Raw genomic sequence first — 19,300 nt, 5'->3', positions numbered from 1 at the left:
GTTTCGGACGAATTTTCACCGCCCGCGCTCGCCGCATGGCCGAGCGAACTCAACTGGGCACACATGAACTCTATTCCCCGCGATTACCGCCACCAGCCGACACTACGGACGGGTCATGAGATGTAAAGATGAAAATAAGTACGAGCTCGTTTACCGCTCGTTAAGGTTAACAATTAATAAAATTATACTAAAATACGCGGTTTTCAGCGCAAATCAGCGCCGCGGCGCCTTCCTTGCGGTCTGGATGTCTTTGGCGAATGGCCAGACGGTGCTTGACATCGTCTCGATGCCGGACGCGCTGAGTGCCGACCCGAACAGAAAGCCCTGGACCAGGTCCGGCTTGACCTGCAATGCTAGGATCTTGAGCTGTTCGAAGGTCTCGACACCTTCGACGGTAACCGAAAGTCCCAGCGGCCGTGACAGGTTGACGATGCCCTTGAGCAATTCGAGCGACCGGCTGTTCTGGGTAACGTCGATCAGGAACGAGCGATCGATCTTGATCTTGTCGAGCGGCAGTTTGTGGAGATAGCTGAGGCTCGAATAACCGGTACCGAAATCGTCGAGCGCGATGCGAACGCCGAGCCGCTTCAATTCCTCGATATATTGGCGTGTCAGCGACTTGTCATCGAGCAGCGCCGTCTCGGTGACCTCGATCTCGAGGCGGTCGGCCGGCAGACCGGAACCGGCCAGCGCATCGCGAACCTTCTGGATGACATCACGATTGCGGAAATCCTTGGCCGAGAGATTGACCGACACGCTGGTCTGGGCCGGCCATTTGGCGCATTCCGTGCAGGCCGCATGCAGGACGAAAGTGCTGATGTCGGAAATGATGCCCATTTCCTCCGCAAGAGGAATGAAGATACCGGGGGAGATCGGCCCGAGGTCGGGATGATCCCAGCGGCACAGCGCCTCGCAACTGGCGATCCGCATCGTGTTCATCGCGACGATCGGCTGGTAGACGACTCGCAGCTCCTTGTTTTCCACCGCACTGCGCAGATCCGCCTTCATCAGCTGGCGGCTGCGGAAGGCAGCGTCCATGGAGGCCTCGAACAGCCGCCAGCCGTTCTTGCCAAGCTCCTTTGCCTTGTAGAGTGCAAGGTCGGCCTTGACGATCATGGCATCGACGTCGGTATCCCTGACCCGCGAGAGCGCCGCACCTCCGCTGGCCTGGATGCGCAATCCGTGGCCGGCGACATCGACCTCGCCCTGTAGATTGACAAAGATCTCATCAACCTGGCCGGTCAGATGGCTTTCATCTTCGATGCGTTCGAAGAAGATCATGAACTCGTCGCCGCCGAAGCGGCTGACGGTGATACCTGGCCCGGCGATCGCGGCCAGCCGCTCAGCGACGGCGTAGATCAAACCGTCACCGACCGGATGGCCGAGCGTATCATTTACGCTCTTGAAATCGTCGAGGTCGAGCACGACCAGCCCGCAGAGACGATCCGGATCGCCCGAGGCCATGGCCTCCACGACCAGCTCATGGAAATAGGCGCGATTGGGCAGACCGGTGAGACTGTCGTAGCGCGCCATGAAGCGGATCTTGTCCTCCGCCTCGACGCGGGCGGTCACATCCTCGAAAGTGATGACGCCCAGTTCCTGGCTGCCTTCCCGGGCAGAAAATTCATAGTGCTGGCCGTTGGCGAGCGAGACCAGAACCTTGCGGTCGCGGCCCTCGCGCAGGGCGCGCGTCAGTTGGGCTTCGATGTAGCGGCAATCCTTCGGCGCCAGCATGCCGCCGGCAACGCCGCGCATCAGCAGACCGTGGATCGACCGTCCGAGCAAGGCATCCGGCGATTTGAGCGACATCAGGTGCGCGGCTTCGGCATTGGCCACCGCTACCCGGCCGTCCGGACCGAGCATGACAAGACCATGCGACATGGTGTTGAGGGCGCGGTTGAAACGCTGTGCGATGCGGTTCGCCTTTTTTTCCTCCGAGACGGCGGCAAAAAGCACGTCGCGGACCGTGTCGGCGAATTTGCGAATAGCAAACAGGAATGGGGCGGACAGGAGCCCGAGAAGGATGTGGTAGATATCGCCACGTAAAAGGAACCCCAACGAGATCGGCCACGTCAAGGCAAGCGTCAGGATGGTGACCATGCGCGGGGAGCCATAGTTGCGCCCGGCAATGGAGGTGGCCGTGGCCAGCGTCAGGCAGACGGAGGCGATCTCAGCGAAATTGTCGCGCGCAAAATAGATGCCAAGCAGGCAGAAGGCGCCAAGCGTGAGCCCGTGCAAGGAGCCATAGAGGATGTAGTCGTTCTCGCGCTTGTGCGCCTCTTCCCAGGTCGCCGGCGGGGGCAAGCTGTTGTATTTGCGGAAGTTTCTCATACGGAAGATGCCGACGAGAACCATCGCGATCGCGACAAGCAGATAAAGCGGGTCGCCGCTTTTCCACCAGACAAGGCCGATCAGGAAGGTCTGCGCGACAATGCCGATCGAAAGCGTAACGCCGTCGCGAAACAGAGTTTCCACGAACGGAATGTAAACGTCGACCGGAATCTCGTTTTGTCTTTTCAGATTCACGCCTGGATCCCAACCCTTGGGAACCCAGCAGTGTCACATTGGCCTTAAGAAAGGTTTAGAGAGGCGGTTTGAGACCTGCCGGGATCCCCCGCTGACGCTGCGGAAACAGGGAAACTACCGTTCAGGTAAACAAGGCGTATCACGGTGCGGAATCATTCGGCGGCTTGAAGCTGCGGCCGCAGTGGCGCCGTCGAAAGGCGGTCGAGCAGACGCTGGCGTTCGCCGGCGGCTTTTTCGGCACTGGCCCGCTTGACGTGGCCATAGCCGCGGATGAGCGCCGGCACCGAGACAAGCGCGGCAGCGGCCTCGATCTTGCCCGGTGCCAGCGCGCCGGCGACAAGCTCCAGGTCGGCTTCATAGATGGCAAGAAGCTGCCGCTCCATACGCCTCTCGGCGCTGTAGCCGAACAGGTCGAAAGCGGTGCCGCGCAGGCCCTTCATCGCCGCCAGCAGGCGGAACCCGTTCATCATCCACGGACCAAAGCTCGATTTCTTCGGCTTGCCGTCACTGCCGCGCCTGCCCATGATCGGCGGTGCGAGATGGAATTCGAGCCTGTCGTAACTCTGGAACTGCTTTGCGAGATCTGCGGCAAAGGAGCCGTCGGTATAGAGCCGCGCCACCTCGTATTCGTCCTTGATAGCCATCAGCTTGAACAGGTTCTTTGCGGCAGCTTCGGTCACCACGGTCGAACCGGGCACGACCTTGGTTTCGGCCTTACGCAGCGCTGCCAGTCTGTCGGCATAGCGCTTGCCATAGGCGGCGTTCTGATAGGCGGTCAGGAAGGCGACGCGGCGGGCAATGATGTCGGCCAGCGTCTCGGCAATCGCGGCAGGCTGCGTGGCCTTGCCCGGCTGGGTGAGAAGGCCGCGCACGAAATCCGGCTGGTGGGCGGCGCGGCGACCCCAGCGAAATGCCGCGATATTCATCGCCACCGCCTCGCCGTTGAGCTCGATTGCCTTCTCGACCGCCTCGTCCGACAGCGGCAAGCCGCCATGCTGGAAGGCAAAGCCGAGCATAAACATGTTGGCGCCGAGCGAACTGCCGAACAGCGCGGTGGCGGTGCGGGTGGCGTCGAAGAAATGCGCCTTGTCGTCGCCCGCGGCAGTTCTTATCGCTTTCTTCAGCCGCTCGATAGGCAGCGAGAAATCGGCCGAACGGGCGAACTCGCCCGGCATGATCTCGGCGGTGTTGGCGAGGAAGATGGTATAGCCTTCGCGCACCGCGGCCAGCACCTTCTTTGCACCCGAAACGACGAGATCGCAGCCAAGCACGAGATCGGCCTTGCCGGCCGATACGCGAATGGCGTGGATGTCGTCCGGCGTGCGGGCAATACGGACATGGGTGAACACGGAGCCGCCCTTTTGTGCGAGGCCGGCCATGTCGATCATGCCGCAGCCCTTGCCTTCGAGGTGGGCTGCCATGCCGAGCACTGCGCCAATGGTGACGACGCCGGTGCCGCCGACACCGTCGATGATTGCCGCCCAGCCTTGTTCACCGAGCGTAAATTGCGCCGGCGCCGGCACCCCCGCGAGCGGGTCGGCCGCGCCGGCTATGCCTTCGGCTTTCCTGATTTTGGCGCCGTGGACGGTGACGAAGGACGGGCAGAAACCATTGACGCAAGAGAAGTCCTTGTTGCAGCTCGACTGGTCGATCTTGCGCTTGCGGCCGAATTCGGTCTCGACCGGCTGGATCGAGACGCAATTCGACTGCACGCCGCAATCGCCGCAACCTTCGCAGACCAGCTCGTTGATGAAGATGCGCTTGTCGGGATCGGGGAAGGTGCCGCGTTTGCGGCGGCGGCGCTTCTCGGCGGCGCAGGTCTGGTCGTAGAGCAGCACCGAGACGCCCTTGACCGAACGCAACTCGCGCTGGACGAGATCGAGGTCGTCGCGGTGGTGGATGGTGGCGCCGGCGGGAAATTCCACCTTGCCGGTATATTTGTCCGGCTCGTCGGTGACGATGGCGATGCGCTCGACGCCCTCGGCGCGCACCTGCCTGGCGATCATGTCCACCGTCAGGCCGCCCTCGTGCGGCTGCCCGCCGGTCATCGCGACGGCGTCATTGTAGAGGATTTTGTAGGTGATGTTGGCGTCGGTCGACAGCGCGAAGCGGATCGCCAGCACACCCGAGTGGTTGTAGGTCCCATCGCCCAGATTCTGGAAGATGTGCTCGCGCTTCGAGAACGGCGCCTGGCCGACCCACTGCGCGCCCTCGCCGCCCATGGCAGTGAAGCCGACGGTGTTGCGGTCCATCCACAGCGCCATGAAATGACACCCGATTCCGGCGGCGGCGAGCGAGCCGTCCGGCACCTTGGTCGAGGAATTGTGTGGGCAGCCGGAGCAGAAGAAGGGCGTGCGCGAGGCGATGTCTGACGTGTCGGCCAGCATCGCCTGGAACTGGCGCAATTTCGCCACCCGTGCGGCAATTTCTTCCGACGGGCCGATCGTTAGCAAGATCCTCTCGCCGAGTGCGATGGCAATGTCGTTGGGGTCGAGCGCGCCCTTGGCCGGGAACAGCCAGTCGCCGCGTTCGTTTTTCTTGCCGACGATGACCGGCTGCGTGGCGGTGCCGTAAAGGTTCTCGCGCAGTTGCACCTCGATCAGCGAGCGTTTCTCCTCGACGACAACGATGGTGTCTAGGCCGCGAGCAAAGTCGGCGATGTGCTGCAGGTCGAGCGGCCACGGGCAGCCGACCTTGAACAGCCTGATACCGATACGATTGGCGGCCACTTCGTCGATGCCTATGTCTTCGAGCGCCTGCCGAACGTCGAGATAACTCTTGCCGATGGTGACGATGCCAAGCTTCGGGCTGCTGCCGCCTGAATAGACGATCCGGTTCAGCCCGTTGGCGTGGATGAAGGCCGAAGCAGCGGCGCGCTTGTATTCATGCAACCGCTCCTCCTGGCCGAGCATGTCGATCTCGTTACGGATGTTGAGGCCGCCGGGCGGCATGTCGAAGTCCGGGATGACGATATCTAGCCGGTCGAGCGCGGCATCGACCGAGGCCGTCGATTCGATGTTGTCCTTGACGCATTTGATCGCCGCCCAGGTGCCGGCATAACGCGACATGGCAAAGCCGTAGAGGCCGTAGTCGATGATCTCCTGGACACCGGCCGGATTGAGGATCGGCACCATGGTGTCGACAAACAGGAACTCGGTGGCATGCGCGTTGGTCGAGGATTCGGCCATGTGGTCGTCACCCATCAGGGCCAGCACGCCGCCATGTTTCGACGAGCCGGCGAGATTGGCGTGACGGAACACGTCGCCGGAGCGGTCGACGCCCGGACCCTTGCCGTACCAGACCGAAAAAACGCCGTCACGAGTGCCCTCGCCCAGCAATTCGGCCTGCTGCGAGCCCCAGCAGGCGGTGGCGGCGAGCTCCTCGTTGAGACCGGGCTGGAAGACGATGTCCGACTGCGCGAGCTGGTCCCGGGCCTTCCACAGCTGCATGTCGAGGCCGCCGAGCGGCGAGCCGCGATAACCGGAGACGAAACCGGCGGTGTTCAGGCCAGCCCGGCGGTCGCGCTCGCGTTGCATCAGAAGCATGCGGATGACTGCTTGGGCACCCGACAGGAAGATGCGCTCCTTTGCCAGGTCGAACTTGTCGTCGAGCGCGACATTGTGCAGCGTCATCAGGCATTTCCTGTGCGGAAGCCGCACCTGGAGGGTGCGCGGCCAACGTCGGAGTCAAGTACCTATAGTCTTTCTTCCCTTGCCGGGGAGGTCAAACAAAATCGAAGCCGCCAGGCGGTCCGCAACAAATCATCAACGCCGCGCCCGCCGGCGTAAGAAACCGCGCGTCGGCTGTTTTCGACAGCAATAAAATTCCGCGCCATCCGATGCCGTCGAAAAATGCGTCAGAGACCTTTCGAACAGTCGGGCTTAGGTTCGTTCGGCAACTTGCCGTCCGGGTGGCCGGCAAGGTCCGGATTGGGCGTATAAAGCTGATCGATGACCAGCGGCCGGTCGGGCAGGACGGACTGGTCCTCCGTCGACATCAGAGTGGTGTCGATCTTCTGGAGGATCGTGCCGTCAGCGTCCTTGATGCTGATCGCGATCGCGTAAGGCTTGTCCTTGACGACGCATTGAAGCGCCGGACTCTCCAGCGTCACCTTGTCGAGCTTCGGCCAGATTTTCTGCTCGACTGCCAGCGGCTCGCCGCCGGCCGGGTTTTGGAAGCTGGCGACCGCGACCTGCCCCTCCCCCATCGGCCGCAACGGCCGCAGCGTAACGAGGTAGGTCGCCCTGGCGAGGCGATAGTTGAACACGAATATCTTGCCTGAAATCTCGAACAATTTGCCATCGCCGTTGTCGTCCGTGCCCGTCTCGCGACAGGCGCCGAGCGCTGCAGCCACAATCAGCGCAACCCCGACAACGATCGAGCGCGAAAACAGCCTAGCCATTCTGGACCTCGCCATTGTGGACCTCGTTCGCCGCCGTCCGGCGGCGATAGTGACGGTTTGCCTTCTGGCGGTTGCCGCATACCGCCATGTCGCACCAAAGGCGGCTGGAATTGCGGCTTCGGTCGACAAACAGCCAGCTGCAGTTGGGACAAATCTTCAGCCTGGCGATGGTGTCGCCGCGCAGCAGCGACAGCGCCGAGACCGCCAATGCCGCCTCAAAGGCGATCGGCGTCGCCGGGTCGCCGAACGGTTTTCCAAGCGTCCCGATTTCGGTGCGGCCATGGGCGAGGCCGTCGGCGCAGGCTTCCAGGAATTCAGGCATGTCGGCGGTGGCGATCGCACCTTTCGACACCGCGCGGCGAAACAGCCGATCGGTGGTTTCGCGGATCGACAGTACCACCGGCGCGATCTTGTCCGGCGACGGGGCCTCCAGCCGCCTGCCGCCGAGCTCGGCGGCGCGAAAGCCGCTGGCGGCTTCGGCAAAGCGGGCAATCTCGGCGGGATCGTCGAAACGGTCGAAGGTTTTCTCCGGATGGTGCCGCAGCACAACGGTGTTCGCCGTGTCGAGCGCAAGCATGCCGCCGGTGAAGCGGTGCGGAGTCCAGGATACCGTCATGCGATGAAATCTAACCGATAAATCGCATTTGACAAGTTAGATTCCGAGTGCAACGCTCTTCACGGCTGCGAGCGCCGCGGCTTGTAGCACTTTGATTTTGTGCATGATCCCAGCGAAAGTCGATTTCCGATTATTCGGAGCCATGCACCGAGGATTTTGCATGCTCTATTTCTTCCAGCAGGTTCTGAACGGGCTGCATTCGGGCGCGCTCTACGCACTGCTTGCCTTCGGCTATGTGCTGACTAACGGCATCCTGCACCGCACCAATCTTGCCTATGGCGCGCTGTTCGCCTTTTGCGGGCAAACGATGATCCTCACCGCGGCATTCGGCTATCAGGCACTGTGGCTGACGCTGCTTGCATCGGTCGCGCTCGGCATAGTTGCGGCGTTTCTCTACGCGGCGCTGATCAGCCACGTTCTGTCACGAAGCATCTTCGAACCCTTGGCCGACCGCTCGCCCAATGCGATCGTGGTGACAACGCTCGGTATATTGCTGGTCTTGTCGGAAGCCAGCCGCATCGCCGCCAACACCCACGATCTGTGGTTGCCACCGATGCTGGCCCAGACCATCGTCTTCGCGCAGAGTGCCAGCTTCAAGGCGACGTTGACGCTGATCCAGTTGCTCGATTGCGCTGCCGTGCTGGCGGCCATTGCGCTGGCTGCGTGGGGCTTCACACATTCGAGCTTCGGCCGCAGTTGGCGCGCCGTTTCCGACGATCCCAAGGCTGCTGCGATGTGCGGTGTCGATGTCCGCGCGGTGTTTCGGCGTGCGGTGCTTTTCGGCGGCCTTTGCGCTGCGCTGGCCGGCGTGCTCGCCGGCTTCTACTACGGCAACATCAGCTTCGGCACCGGCCTGGTCTACGGGTTGAAGATCCTGTTCGTGACGGCAGTAGGCGGCTATCTTTCGCCGCTGCGGGCGGCACTGGGCGCCGCCGCTTTCGGCATGGCCGAATCGCTATGGGCCGGCTATTTCCCGCTCGAATGGCGCGATGCCTGGATGTACCTGTTCCTCGTCGCCATGCTTGTGCTGATCGGCGCCGGCCGCGACCAACAGAAGATCGCCTGAGCCGCACCCGACTTTGGTTGGTGAAAGAGCCGCATGTCCTTGGACATGCAAAGGACGCGGCAGCTTTTTTGCCGGTCGTCACCTCACAACTGTGTTTATGCGGGCAGGCCCGTGTTGACCCGCCGAACCACGCACTGCATACCGTTGGTCCACAGCGGCGCAACGGACAGGGAACCGCCGCGCTCTGACACAAGGGAGGAATGCATGGCAGGGCTTCTCGCTCTTTCCAGAACCATTGACCGTTTGAACGAATTCATCGGCAAATGGGTATCGAGGCTGATCCTGCTCGCAATTCTGGTAAGCGCCGCTAACGCCGTCATCCGCAAGCTGTTCGACATGTCCTCGAACGCCTGGCTGGAATTGCAGTGGTATCTGTTCGGCGCCGCCTTCATGCTGGCCGCCGCCTACACGCTGAAGCAGAACGACCATATCCGCATCGACATCGTCTACGGCATGTTCTCGCGCCGCGTGCAGCACTGGATCGACCTTTTCGGTCACGTCTTCTTCCTGATGCCGTTCGTGACATTGATGGTGGTCTATTTCGTTCCCTATGTGTCGCTGTCGTATCGCAGCGGCGAGATGTCGAACAATTCCGGCGGGCTGATCATCTGGCCGGCGAAGGCGATCCTGCTGGTCGGCTTTTTCCTGCTTGCGCTGCAGGGCATTTCCGAAATCATCAAGAAAATCGCCATCATGCGCGGTCATATGGACGATCCCACTCCATTCATATCGGTGCATGAACAGGCCGAGCTAGAAGCCAAGGCGCTCGTCGAAGAGGTGCGCTCGTGATCGAGTTCATCGCCCAGAACATGGCGCCGATCATGTTCGCCTCGCTGATCTTCTTCCTGCTGATCGGCTACCCCGTCGCCTTCTCGCTTGCCGCCAACGGCCTGATGTTCTTCTTCATCGGCGTGCTGCTGTCGCCCTATTCGGGCGGCTCGATCAACCTCGCCTGGCCGTTGCTGCACGCGTTGCCGGACAATTTCTACGGCAGCCGGGTGATGTCGAACGACACGCTGCTGGCGATCCCGTTCTTCACCTTCATGGGCATCGTGCTCGAACGATCCGGCATGGCCGAAGACCTGCTCGACACGATCGGCCAGTTGTTCGGACCGGTTCGTGGTGGCCTGGCCTATGCCGTGATTTTCGTCGGCGCGCTGCTGGCCGCGACGACCGGCGTGGTGGCGGCTTCCGTCATTGCCATGGGGCTGATTTCGCTGCCGATCATGCTGCGCTACGGCTACGACCGGCGGCTAGCATCCGGCGTCATCGCAGCATCGGGCACGCTCGCCCAGATCATCCCGCCGTCACTGGTGCTGATCGTGCTGGCCGACCAGCTCGGCCGCTCGGTCGGCGATATGTACAAGGGGGCGCTGATCCCCGGGCTCATTTTGACCGGCATCTACATGCTCTACATCCTGCTCATGTCGATCGTCCGGCCGAAGTCGATGCCGGCACTGCCGCTGGAGGCCCGCACGCTCGGTCACGGTGTGCTGTCGCTGCTGGCGGCGCTGCTGGCGGCGGTGGTGGTTTCCTATGCCGCGTATCGCTACCTCGCGCCAAACCATGGCGGCAATGCCGATATCCTCGGCGCCACCATCGGCGTGATCTTCATCTATGTCGTGGCGATCATCGACCAGCGCCTGAAGATCAACCTGATGTCGAGGTTGGCACAGCAGGTGATCATCGTGCTGATCCCGCCGCTGGCGCTGATCTTCCTGGTGCTGGGTACCATTTTCCTCGGCATCGCCACGCCGACGGAGGGCGGCGCCATGGGCGCCGTCGGCGCGCTGGCGATGGCGGCGATGAAGGGGCGGCTGTCGCTCGACGTGGTCAAGCAGGCGCTGGCCTCAACGACGCGGCTGTCGTCCTTCGTGCTGTTCATCCTGATCGGCGCGCGGGTGTTCTCGCTGACCTTCTACGGCGTCAATGGCCACATCTGGGTCGAGCACCTGTTGACGTCGCTGCCGGGCGGTGAAGTCGGTTTCCTGATTGGCGTCAACATCCTCGTCTTCGTGCTCGCCTTCTTCCTCGATTTCTTCGAGCTCGCCTTCATCATCGTGCCGCTTTTGGCGCCGGCGGCCGACAAGCTCGGCATCGACCTGATCTGGTTCGGCGTGCTGCTCGGGGTTAACATGCAGACCAGCTTCATGCATCCACCGTTCGGCTTCGCGCTGTTTTATCTGCGCTCGGTCGCCGCACGCGTGCCCTATCTCGACCGGCTCACCGGCAAACAGATCGCGCCCGTCACCACCGGGCAGATCTATTGGGGCGCAGTGCCGTTCGTCTGTATCCAGGTGATCATGATCGGCCTGACCATCGCCTTCCCGCAGATGGTGATGCACTACAAAGGCGCCGTCGTCGATCCAGCGACGATCGACATCAAGGTGCCGGAGATGCCCAGCCTGTCGCCGCTCGGCACGCCGCCGGCCGGTGGCAGCACGGCACCCGCTGCGCCCGGCGCGCAGGACCTGTCGCAGCCGCCAAGCTTCGACGAAAAGCCGCCCGCGAAACCGGCGGCACCGGCAACCGATCTGTCGCAACCACCGAGTTTCAATTGACGAAGGCCCGGCAGCCATGAAGGCGGTGCGACTGGAGCGAGTGGGCGGCCTCGCCGTGTGCGAGGTCGAGAAACCGACTGCCGGACCGGACGAGCTGCTGGTGCGGATCGAGGCGTGCGGCGTCTGCGGCACCGACCGGCATCTTTTCCATGGCGAATTCCCGTGCACGCCGCCGGTGACTCTCGGCCATGAATTCTCCGGCATCGTCGAGGCGATCGGACCTGCCGTATCCGGCTTTGCCGTCGGCGACCGCGTCACCGGCGATCCCAACATCGCCTGCGGCCGGTGCGCGCATTGCCAGGCCGGCCGGGTCAACCTCTGCGGCAATCTGCGTGCCATCGGCATCCATCGCGATGGCGGCTTTGCCGAATATCTTGCCCTGCCGCAGAAACAGGCTTTCGTCCTGCCAGGCGATCTGACGCCGACGCATGGTGCGTTCTGCGAGCCGCTCGGCTGCTGCCTGCATGGCGTGGACCTTGCCGCGATCAGACCAGGTTCGTCGGTTGCCGTGCTCGGCGGCGGCGTGATCGGCCTGCTCACCGTTCAACTGGCAAAGCTCGCCGGTGCGACGACCATCATCCTGTCGACGCGCCAGGCCTCGCGGCGCGCCCTTGCCGAGGAACTTGGCGCAACGGCGACGGTCGATCCCAGCGCTTCCGACATCACCGACGCGATCGTCGGCCGGTCGGGTTTGATGCCGGGCGGCGTCGACGTGGTGTTCGAATGCGCCGGCGTGAAAGACACCGTCGAGCAGGCGATGCGGCTGGCCAAGGCGGGCGGCACAATTGTCGTCGTCGGCGTCATGCCGCAAGGCATGAAAGCGGCGTTCGAACCGTTCGACCTGCTGTTCCGCGAGTTGAAGGTCCTGGGCTCCTTCCTCAATCCCTTTACCCATCGCCGGGCCGCCGATCTCATCGCCTCGGGTGCGATCGAGGTAGACCGGCTGATATCGCGACAAGTCGACCTCGACGAGGCGGTGGCGATCATTGCCAACCCGTCGGCACCAGGTGAGGTCAAGGTCCTGGTAGTGCCTCAGGGCTGATCGATCGGGCCAGTTGCCACCGGCGGGGCGACCGGTTACAGAAACTACGCCGAAAAAGACATTGCCGGTTCGGTAGTCCGGCTCTTCCCGTCCTGAGCACGATGCTCGGGGAAGCCTGTTCGCCACATTACTTGTGGGAGAACCCGCGGCCGGCAAGCGAGGCGAAACTCGCGAGCCGGTCGGGTCACGTCCGGATTTTCGGATGTAGCGGTCCCGCCGGTTTGCGCTCTTCGGTCGAAGCCTGTCCGCATTCAACCCGTGGCAGGAGACGCATCATGAAACTGAACCACATAAATCTCGTCACCACCGAAGTTGCCGGCCTTGCCCGCTTCTTCACCAGCCATTTCGGCTTTGAATTTGTCGCCGTGCGCGGCAAGGACGCCTTCGCGGTTCTGCGTGGCATCGATGGCTTCATCCTCAATCTGATGAAGCCGGGGAAAGGCGAGCCCGCCAGCTATCCGGACGGCTTTCACGTTGGCTTCTTCGTCGGCAAGCCGGAGTTTGTGCATGCAAAGCGAGCCGGGCTTGCCGATGCCGGCCTGCAACCGGGCGAGGTCCAGCAGCTAATGCGCGGCCGCATCCAGTCGACGACGTTCTATTGCCATGCGCCGGGTGGAGTACTGGTCGAAGTCAGTGCGTCCGAAGGCTGACAGGGAAGGACCGCGGGGCGTGGCTCGCGGTCCTTTGACGAGATCCATCAAACGCCTGGAGCGGAATGCATTCAAACCAAACGGGACATCCGCTTTGTTTTAGCCCTTTTCTGCGACGCCGAGTGGAGCCACTCGGCGTCGCAGAATATTCTAGAGCTTGCCGTTGCGCTGCTGGACCATCATGAAGGTGTCGTAATTGTACTCGGCCACCTGCGCCCAGAGATAATGCTCCTTGCGGAACGCCTTGATCGAGTCCCAGATCTTCTTGAACGGCGCGTTCGAGGCTTCCATCTCGGCATAGACTTCGTTGGCCTTTTCGAAACAGGCGGCCATGATCTCCTGGCTGAACGGGCTCAACTTGGCGCCGCCGGCAACCAGCCGCTTCACCGCCGCCGGGTTGAGGTAGTCGTATTTCTGCAGCATGTTGGCGTCGGCCGCTTGGGCGGCAGTGTGCACCAGCGACTTGTAAGCCGGCGAAAGTTCGTCGTATTTCGCCTTGTTGAACATCAGATGGACGGTCGGTCCACCTTCCCACCAGCCGGGATAGTAGTAATAGGGCGCAACCTTGTAGAAGCCGAGCTTCTCGTCGTCGTAGGGGCCAACCCATTCGGCGGCGTCGATCGTGCCTTTTTCCAGCGCCGGATAAATGTCGCCACCGGCGATCTGCTGCGGAACTACGCCGAGCCTTTGCACCACTTTGCCGGCAAAACCACCGATACGCATCTTGAGGCCGGAAAGGTCGGCGACCGTTTTGATCTCCTTGCGGAACCAGCCGCCCATCTGCACGCCGGTATTGCCGCCCGGCAGCCCGAACAGACCCTGCGTCGCCAGGAACTCGTTGAACAGATCGATGCCGCCGCCATGATAGTGCCAGGCGTTTATGCCGCGCGCGTTGAGCGAAAACGGAACCGCCGCCCCCAGCGCCCAAGTCGGGTCCTTGCCCCAGTAATAGTATGCCACCGTATGGCAGGCCTCGACGGTGCCGGCAGTGGTGGCGTCGGCGGCCTGCAGGCCGGGAACGAGTTCGCCGGCGGCGAAGACCTGGACCTGGAAGTTGCCGTCGGTCGCCTCCGACAGCATCTTGGAAAACACTTCGGCGCCACCATAGATCGTATCGAGCGACTTCGGGAAGGACGACGCCAGCCGCCAGGTCACTTTCGGGTTGGACTGGGCGATGGCCGGCGCAGCAAGTGTCGCGGCAGCCGCCGCGGCGCCGAAACCGGTGGTGCCGGCCTTGCGGATGAACGAACGACGATCCATGAAGTTCCTCCCTTTGGATCAACTGACCGACATTCGGGACGCTTCGGGGCCCGGATCGGCTTCGAGCCCGACAATACACAGGCAAGGAGTCGAGTCCAGCGTGGCAGCCCGGTTTGAGTGGCGCATTTCGGGGAAATTCACGGCGTTGGGGCAGATCTTGCAACTATAGTCTAAGGTCGATTAACTGGCCTACGCGACACGCCGAAACTTGCCATGGAAATGCGCCTTCGGATCGCCTATTTTGCAGGCAGATAATTCGTTGCACCCGATGGGATCCGGACCAAATGCACCAGCCGCTCGTCGCCATATCGACCGACGTCCGCCAGTTCGACAATTACATCTGGCATGCCGCCCCACAGCAATATCTTGAAGCGGCGCTTTCGGGTGCAGGCGTGTTCCCGCTGCTGGTACCGTCCTTCGGCGACCGGCTCGACTTCGATGAACTGCTTTCCGCCGTCGACGGCGTCATGGTCACCGGTTCGAAGTCCAACGTTCATCCCTCGCTCTATGGCGGTGACGCCAGCGAAGCCAATGGTCCTTACGACTCCGCCCGCGACGCGACGACGTTGCCACTGATCCGCCGGGCGGTGGAGCGCGGGGTACCGCTGCTCGCCATCTGCCGCGGAATCCAGGAGATGAATGTGGCACTGGGCGGCACGCTGGCGACCGAAATCCAGGAACGCGTCGGTTCGCTCGACCATCGTGCGCCGGCAAGCGACAATCAGGACGAACGCTTCGCCATCCGCCAGAGCGTGTCGATAAAACCCGGCAGCTGCCTGGCCGGGGTCTTCGGCGCCGGCGACATCCTGGTCAATTCGGTGCATCGCCAGGCCATCGATCGGCTTGGCCCGAAGCTGCAGGTCGAAGCGGTCGCCGCCGACGGCACTGTCGAGGCGGTTTCGGTCAAGGACGCCCGCGCCTTCGCTGTTGGCGTGCAGTGGCATCCAGAGTACTGGGTCGAATCTGACAACATCTCGGCAAAGATTTTCCGCGCCTTCGGCGACGCTGTACGTCTGCATCAGGCGGCGAAATCGGGCGCGCGCGCAGCGGCAGAATAGCGCTCGTCAGTTGCCGGCCGACGCCAGCGATAGCAGCGGCAGCGCCGGCGCGTAGGATTCGTAACCGTCGCCATCGGCGACTGAGAACATGACGATTGGATCGGTGCCGTTGGCGCTGAATGTGACCGTGCCGTCATTCTGCTCTCGCCAGAACTTCGCCTGCTCGACACCGGGCAACACCCGGCGGCAATTCGCGGCGACCGTCAACAGCGACAAGCCTTGCGAAATCTCGGCGCCACGGCTGACCGCACAAGACGCCTCGTCACCATGGGCTACCAGCCGGTAGTTGCCGGATGAAGGTGGTGACTCACTGGCTGCACGGCTTTCACCGCTACCGGCATAAAACAGCTGGACGCTGCCGAACAGCACAGCAACCGCCATCAATGCAGGAAGCGTTTTCATCCTGTTTCTCCGCGCATTTCAAGCGCGCCGCGTTCGAAGAGATCAGGAGGCGCGCTTCATCTTGCTGTCATGTGCTGTCAGGCGGACAGACACTAGGAAGGGACCAGAATGATTCCGAAGGGTTAAGCTGAAGTTAATAGATATGGCAGCCCGCTTACGGCCTTGCCTTGACATTTGCCGTCTCCGGCACCGGCGTCAGTGCCTTGCGCTGCGAAAACCACGAGACCAGATTGTCGACGCATAGGTCCGCCATGGCGCGGCGGGTGTGCTGCGAGGCGGAGCCGACATGTGGCAAAAGCGAGGTGTTGGGCGCGGCAAGCAACGCCGCTGGCACATTCGGCTCGTCGGCAAAGACGTCTAGCCCGGCAGCGGCGATGCTGCCGCTGGCAAGTGCGGCGGCAAGGGCTGGCTCGTCGACCGTGCTGCCCCGGCCGATATTGACGAAGACGCCGTTCGGCCCAAGAGCCGAGAGGATTTCGGCATTGACTGCCCTTTCCGTCGCGGCCCCGCCGGGCGCCACCGAGATCAGTGTGTCGACCGCCTCGGCGAGACCTTTCAGCGTCGGGTGATAGTCATAGGACAGGCCTTCGACGCGGCGCCGGTTGTGGTAGGCGATGGGCAGCCCGAAAGCGTCGAGCCGGCGGGCAATGGCGAGGCCGATGCGGCCCATGCCAAAGATACCGACATGGCGCCCGCGCAGGGTCAGCCGGCTCAGCGGATAGTTGCCTTTGCGCAGCCAACTTCCGTCGCGCAGCCAGGCCTCGGCGCGCGGCAGTTCGCGGATGGTGTTGATCAGCAAGCCGAGCGCCGTATCGGCGACCTCTTCGGTCAGCACATCCGGGGTGTTGGTGACCATGATGCCGCGCTGTACGGCGTGGCGGACATCGACAGAATCATAGCCGACGCCGAAATTGGCGATGATCTCGAGCTTTGGCAGCGCGTCCATCAACGCGGCGCTTATGCCGCCGAAGGCGGCTATGCCGCGCACCGTACGGCGCATGTCGTCGGTGACCAGCGACGGATCGGCGCCTTCGATCCGGACGCGGCTGAACGCCCCGTCGATGCGGCCGACCGCATGGTCGTTGAACTGGCCCGGCACCAGAATGGCGACAGCTTGCTGTTCGGTTTTTGTCATGCACGTTCCACCGGTTTGCCGGTCGACTGGCGCACATGCAGTTCCGGCTTGATCAGTTCCTGCGACGGCCGCACCGTCTGTCCGTTGAGTTTGTCGAGCAGCGCGCTGGCGGCGCGGCGGCCAACCTCGCGCTGGCCGTTCCAGACCGTGGTCAGTGCCGGCGTCGCGATCGCCGCTTCCTCGAGGTCGTCATAGCCGGTAACGGAGATGTCGATGCCCGGCACCAGCCCCGCGCGCGCAATGCCGTTCATCAGGCCGATGGCGACGAGGTCGTTCCAGCAGCAGGCCGCGGTAGGCCTGTCTTTCAGCGCCAAGAACTGCCCGGCAGCCTCGAAGCCGGCCTGCTTGGTGCGCGGGCCGGCGATACGCCATGACGGCCTGACCTCGAGCCCTGCCGCCTCCATGGCGTTGACATATCCCTGATAACGGTCGCGGCCGGTCGACGTCTGGTCGGTACCGCCGATCATGGCGATGCGCTTGTGGCCAAGCGAGATCAGATGATTGGTAGCAAGCCCGGTGCCATAGGCATCGTCGCCGCGAAACACCGGCACGTCGGCACCTTCGACGGTGCGTGCAATCAGCACTGCCGGGAGACCGTTCTCCTCGGCCATGATTATGTCTTCGGGCGGTGTGCCGATGGCCGGCGACATGATGACGCCGTCAGCGCCGAGCTGCAGAAGCGTGTCGATGAAGGTGCGCTGTTTCTCGAGTTGGTCGTAGTGGTTCGACAGGATGAAGGTCTGCCGGCTGCGGTCGAGTTCGCTCTCGATCGAACGCAGTATCTCGGCAAAGAACGGGTTCATGATGTCGTGGACGACGACGCCGACAATGCCCGAGCGTGAGGTGCGAAGGCTGGCGGCGCGGCGGTTGTAGATATAGCCGATGGCGCGTGCATGTTCCTTGATACGGTCGCGGGTGCCGCCGGCGACCAGCGGGCTGTCGCGCAAGGCCAGCGAGACCGTGGCCGTGGACACGCCGAGCGCATCCGCGATGGTCGAAAGCTTGATCTTCTGTGCCAGCGCCCTGCGCTCCCGAAGCAATTTAAACTGTTTAAAGGCCGGCTCTTATGCCATCGATCCCGAGCAAATCAAAGTTTTTTTGCCAGCGCTTCCGCCTCCGCGTCCAGCGTCGCGCGGTTGTGCAAGCGAAGCCGGTGCTCGCGGTGGACGATGTAGAGGCCGCTGGCGACGATGACGGTGGCACCGACCAGCGTCCAGCGGTCGGGAAACTGGTTGAAGACGATCAGGCCGGAGATGATCATCCAGATCATCTGCGAATAGGGATAGGGAGCCAGGGCCGTGGTGGTGGCAAGGCGATAGGCCTGCACAAGAAGCCAATGGCCGATGGCGCCGAAGACGCCAAGCATCAGCAATATGAACCAGTGCCAGCCATCCTGCGGCAGCGAAAGCGAAAACGGCAGTGTCGGCAGCAGCAGCACGGCCGGCGCCAGCGCCGAAAACAGGATGAGACTTTCCGAGGTTTCCGTCGCCGACATACGGCGCGTCATGATGACGTAGAAACTGTTCGATAGCATCGAGCCGAGCGCAAAGAGATGGCCGACGCCAAAAACCCCGATGCCCGGCCGGGTGATGATGAGGACGCCGACAAAGCCGCTCATGATCGCCAGCCAGCGCCGCCAGCCGGCCCATTCGCCGAGCAACGGACCGGCAAGCGCGGTGATCACCATCGGGCCGAAGAAGTAGATCGAGGTGGTTTCCGCCAGCTGCAGCGTCCGCAGCGCCAGAATGTTGAACATGGTCGATCCGAACAGGAGCAGACCGCGCGTGAGATGCGCCGGCAGGTTGGCGGGACGAAAACGCAACGGCTCACGCCATCCGCGCAGAAAGACGCCGACAAGCAGGACATGGACCGCGAAGCGGGTCCAGGCGACGATCAGCGCCGAGACGCCAGCCAGCACAAGGTACTTGCTGCTGGTGTCGAGGAAGGTGAAAAACACATAGACGGAAAGCATGCACAGGATCGCCGCCGGCGACGTCGCGCTTTCGTCTTGTCTTGGGGGAGCATTCAATTTCAGGCCGGACGGGAAGCAAGGCAGTCCCTCACCAATGCGGGAATTGTCGCCAGCGGGCAAGCCAAAAGAGGCTGGCACACCGACAGGCGACGACAGGCTCAGTTTTGTTCCTGGTGGCCGGAGAGTCAGGTGTGCATGCGGGCACCCTTGGTGATCTTGTCGACGAGCTTCTTTTCGGCGCGAAGCGCGATGCCGACCACCTTGGCATCCTCCGGCGCAAATTCGGCAAAGACGGCACGGTTGGCCAGATCGTACCCAGTCGAAAACATTTCCTCGACATAGAGCGAAACCGTCACACCACGCTCCAGCGCCCGCCGCTGGATCGTTCCGAGCGCCTGGCCGTCTGCCGAAAGCACGATGACCGGCTGGATCGATAGCGGGTTGTAGATATTGCCGGCGCGGTCACGGTAGGGCTCGCCGATGAGGTCGGGAAACTGCGCGACGATGCCGCTGGTCAGAAAGGCGGTGACGTTGAGCTTCTGCCAGACGGGAAGATCGTCCCTGAGCACGATTGCAAATTTCGTATCGAACATGCGACAGTTTCCAATCC

Annotated in this window: 16 protein-coding genes; 6 read left to right on the top strand and 10 right to left on the bottom strand. The window is 62.6% G+C overall.

Translation table 11 applies throughout. The features are described from left to right. Positions 1-213 precede the first annotated feature (213 nt). The 4 genes from NKI01_RS11300 to NKI01_RS11285 form a co-directional block, all read right to left on the bottom strand. On the bottom strand, positions 214-2,526 hold the full coding sequence (locus tag NKI01_RS11300) for a putative bifunctional diguanylate cyclase/phosphodiesterase (protein WP_023718046.1): 2,313 nt from the start codon (positions 2,524-2,526) through the stop codon (positions 214-216). Between the two features lie 152 nt (positions 2,527-2,678). Next, complete coding sequence (locus NKI01_RS11295) at positions 2,679-6,158, bottom strand: indolepyruvate ferredoxin oxidoreductase family protein (protein ID WP_352963178.1); 3,480 nt, start codon at positions 6,156-6,158, stop codon at positions 2,679-2,681. Between the two features lie 224 nt (positions 6,159-6,382). Further along, positions 6,383-6,928: a hypothetical protein gene (locus tag NKI01_RS11290; RefSeq protein ID WP_023718048.1), complete on the bottom strand. Its 546-nt coding sequence runs from the start codon at positions 6,926-6,928 to the stop codon at positions 6,383-6,385. Next, positions 6,921-7,544, bottom strand: a complete 624-nt coding sequence (locus NKI01_RS11285; RefSeq protein ID WP_352963175.1) for a CGNR zinc finger domain-containing protein — start codon at positions 7,542-7,544, stop codon at positions 6,921-6,923. Before NKI01_RS11285 ends, NKI01_RS11290 begins: the two co-directional genes overlap by 8 nt. A gap of 160 nt (positions 7,545-7,704) precedes the next feature. Between NKI01_RS11285 and NKI01_RS11280 the strand changes: the two genes are divergently transcribed. The 5 genes from NKI01_RS11280 to NKI01_RS11260 all read left to right on the top strand — a co-directional run bounded on the left by NKI01_RS11280 (position 7,705) and on the right by NKI01_RS11260 (position 12,863). Further along, a complete protein-coding gene (locus NKI01_RS11280; RefSeq protein WP_023718050.1) occupies positions 7,705-8,610 on the top strand; it encodes a branched-chain amino acid ABC transporter permease in 906 nt (301 codons plus the stop codon). Between the two features lie 204 nt (positions 8,611-8,814). Further along, on the top strand, positions 8,815-9,399 hold the full coding sequence (locus NKI01_RS11275; protein ID WP_352963172.1) for a TRAP transporter small permease subunit: 585 nt from the start codon (positions 8,815-8,817) through the stop codon (positions 9,397-9,399). Further along, the gene (locus NKI01_RS11270; RefSeq protein WP_031193698.1) at positions 9,399-11,171 is read left to right on the top strand and encodes a TRAP transporter large permease; all 1,773 of its coding nucleotides are present in this window, start codon (positions 9,399-9,401) and stop codon (positions 11,169-11,171) included. The genes NKI01_RS11275 and NKI01_RS11270 overlap by 1 nt, the downstream gene beginning before the upstream one ends. 16 nt (positions 11,172-11,187) lie before the next feature. Then, positions 11,188-12,213: a zinc-dependent alcohol dehydrogenase family protein gene (locus NKI01_RS11265; RefSeq protein WP_023718053.1), complete on the top strand. Its 1,026-nt coding sequence runs from the start codon at positions 11,188-11,190 to the stop codon at positions 12,211-12,213. 275 nt (positions 12,214-12,488) lie between these two features. After that, positions 12,489-12,863 carry a VOC family protein gene (locus NKI01_RS11260; RefSeq protein ID WP_352484380.1) on the top strand — a complete coding sequence of 125 codons (375 nt, stop codon included), beginning with the start codon at positions 12,489-12,491 and terminating at the stop codon, positions 12,861-12,863. Positions 12,864-13,013: 150 nt separating this feature from the next. On the opposite strand, the gene NKI01_RS11255 is transcribed toward NKI01_RS11260, so the two are convergent. After that, positions 13,014-14,123 carry a TRAP transporter substrate-binding protein gene (locus NKI01_RS11255; RefSeq protein ID WP_023718055.1) on the bottom strand — a complete coding sequence of 370 codons (1,110 nt, stop codon included), beginning with the start codon at positions 14,121-14,123 and terminating at the stop codon, positions 13,014-13,016. 284 nt (positions 14,124-14,407) lie between these two features. Between NKI01_RS11255 and NKI01_RS11250 the strand changes: the two genes are divergently transcribed. Further along, positions 14,408-15,181 carry a gamma-glutamyl-gamma-aminobutyrate hydrolase family protein gene (locus NKI01_RS11250; protein ID WP_352484379.1) on the top strand — a complete coding sequence of 258 codons (774 nt, stop codon included), beginning with the start codon at positions 14,408-14,410 and terminating at the stop codon, positions 15,179-15,181. 6 nt (positions 15,182-15,187) lie between these two features. Here NKI01_RS11250 and NKI01_RS11245 read toward each other — a convergent pair whose 3' ends face one another. The 5 genes from NKI01_RS11245 to NKI01_RS11225 form a co-directional block, all read right to left on the bottom strand. Then, positions 15,188-15,583, bottom strand: a complete 396-nt coding sequence (locus NKI01_RS11245; protein ID WP_352484378.1) for a hypothetical protein — start codon at positions 15,581-15,583, stop codon at positions 15,188-15,190. 154 nt (positions 15,584-15,737) lie between these two features. Continuing rightward, positions 15,738-16,718, bottom strand: a complete 981-nt coding sequence (locus NKI01_RS11240; protein ID WP_023718057.1) for a 2-hydroxyacid dehydrogenase — start codon at positions 16,716-16,718, stop codon at positions 15,738-15,740. Further along, positions 16,715-17,737 carry a LacI family DNA-binding transcriptional regulator gene (locus NKI01_RS11235; protein ID WP_023676245.1) on the bottom strand — a complete coding sequence of 341 codons (1,023 nt, stop codon included), beginning with the start codon at positions 17,735-17,737 and terminating at the stop codon, positions 16,715-16,717. The genes NKI01_RS11240 and NKI01_RS11235 overlap by 4 nt, the downstream gene beginning before the upstream one ends. A gap of 68 nt (positions 17,738-17,805) precedes the next feature. Further along, the gene (locus NKI01_RS11230) at positions 17,806-18,690 is read right to left on the bottom strand and encodes a DMT family transporter (protein ID WP_352484377.1); all 885 of its coding nucleotides are present in this window, start codon (positions 18,688-18,690) and stop codon (positions 17,806-17,808) included. 185 nt (positions 18,691-18,875) lie between these two features. Continuing rightward, positions 18,876-19,283 carry a DUF2000 family protein gene (locus tag NKI01_RS11225; protein ID WP_023718059.1) on the bottom strand — a complete coding sequence of 136 codons (408 nt, stop codon included), beginning with the start codon at positions 19,281-19,283 and terminating at the stop codon, positions 18,876-18,878. Positions 19,284-19,300 lie beyond the last annotated feature (17 nt).

The sequence above is a fragment of the Mesorhizobium sp. M0815 genome, from assembly GCF_040319995.1.
Taxonomy (GTDB): domain Bacteria; phylum Pseudomonadota; class Alphaproteobacteria; order Rhizobiales; family Rhizobiaceae; genus Mesorhizobium.
This window is presented reverse-complemented; position numbering and strand designations above follow the sequence as displayed.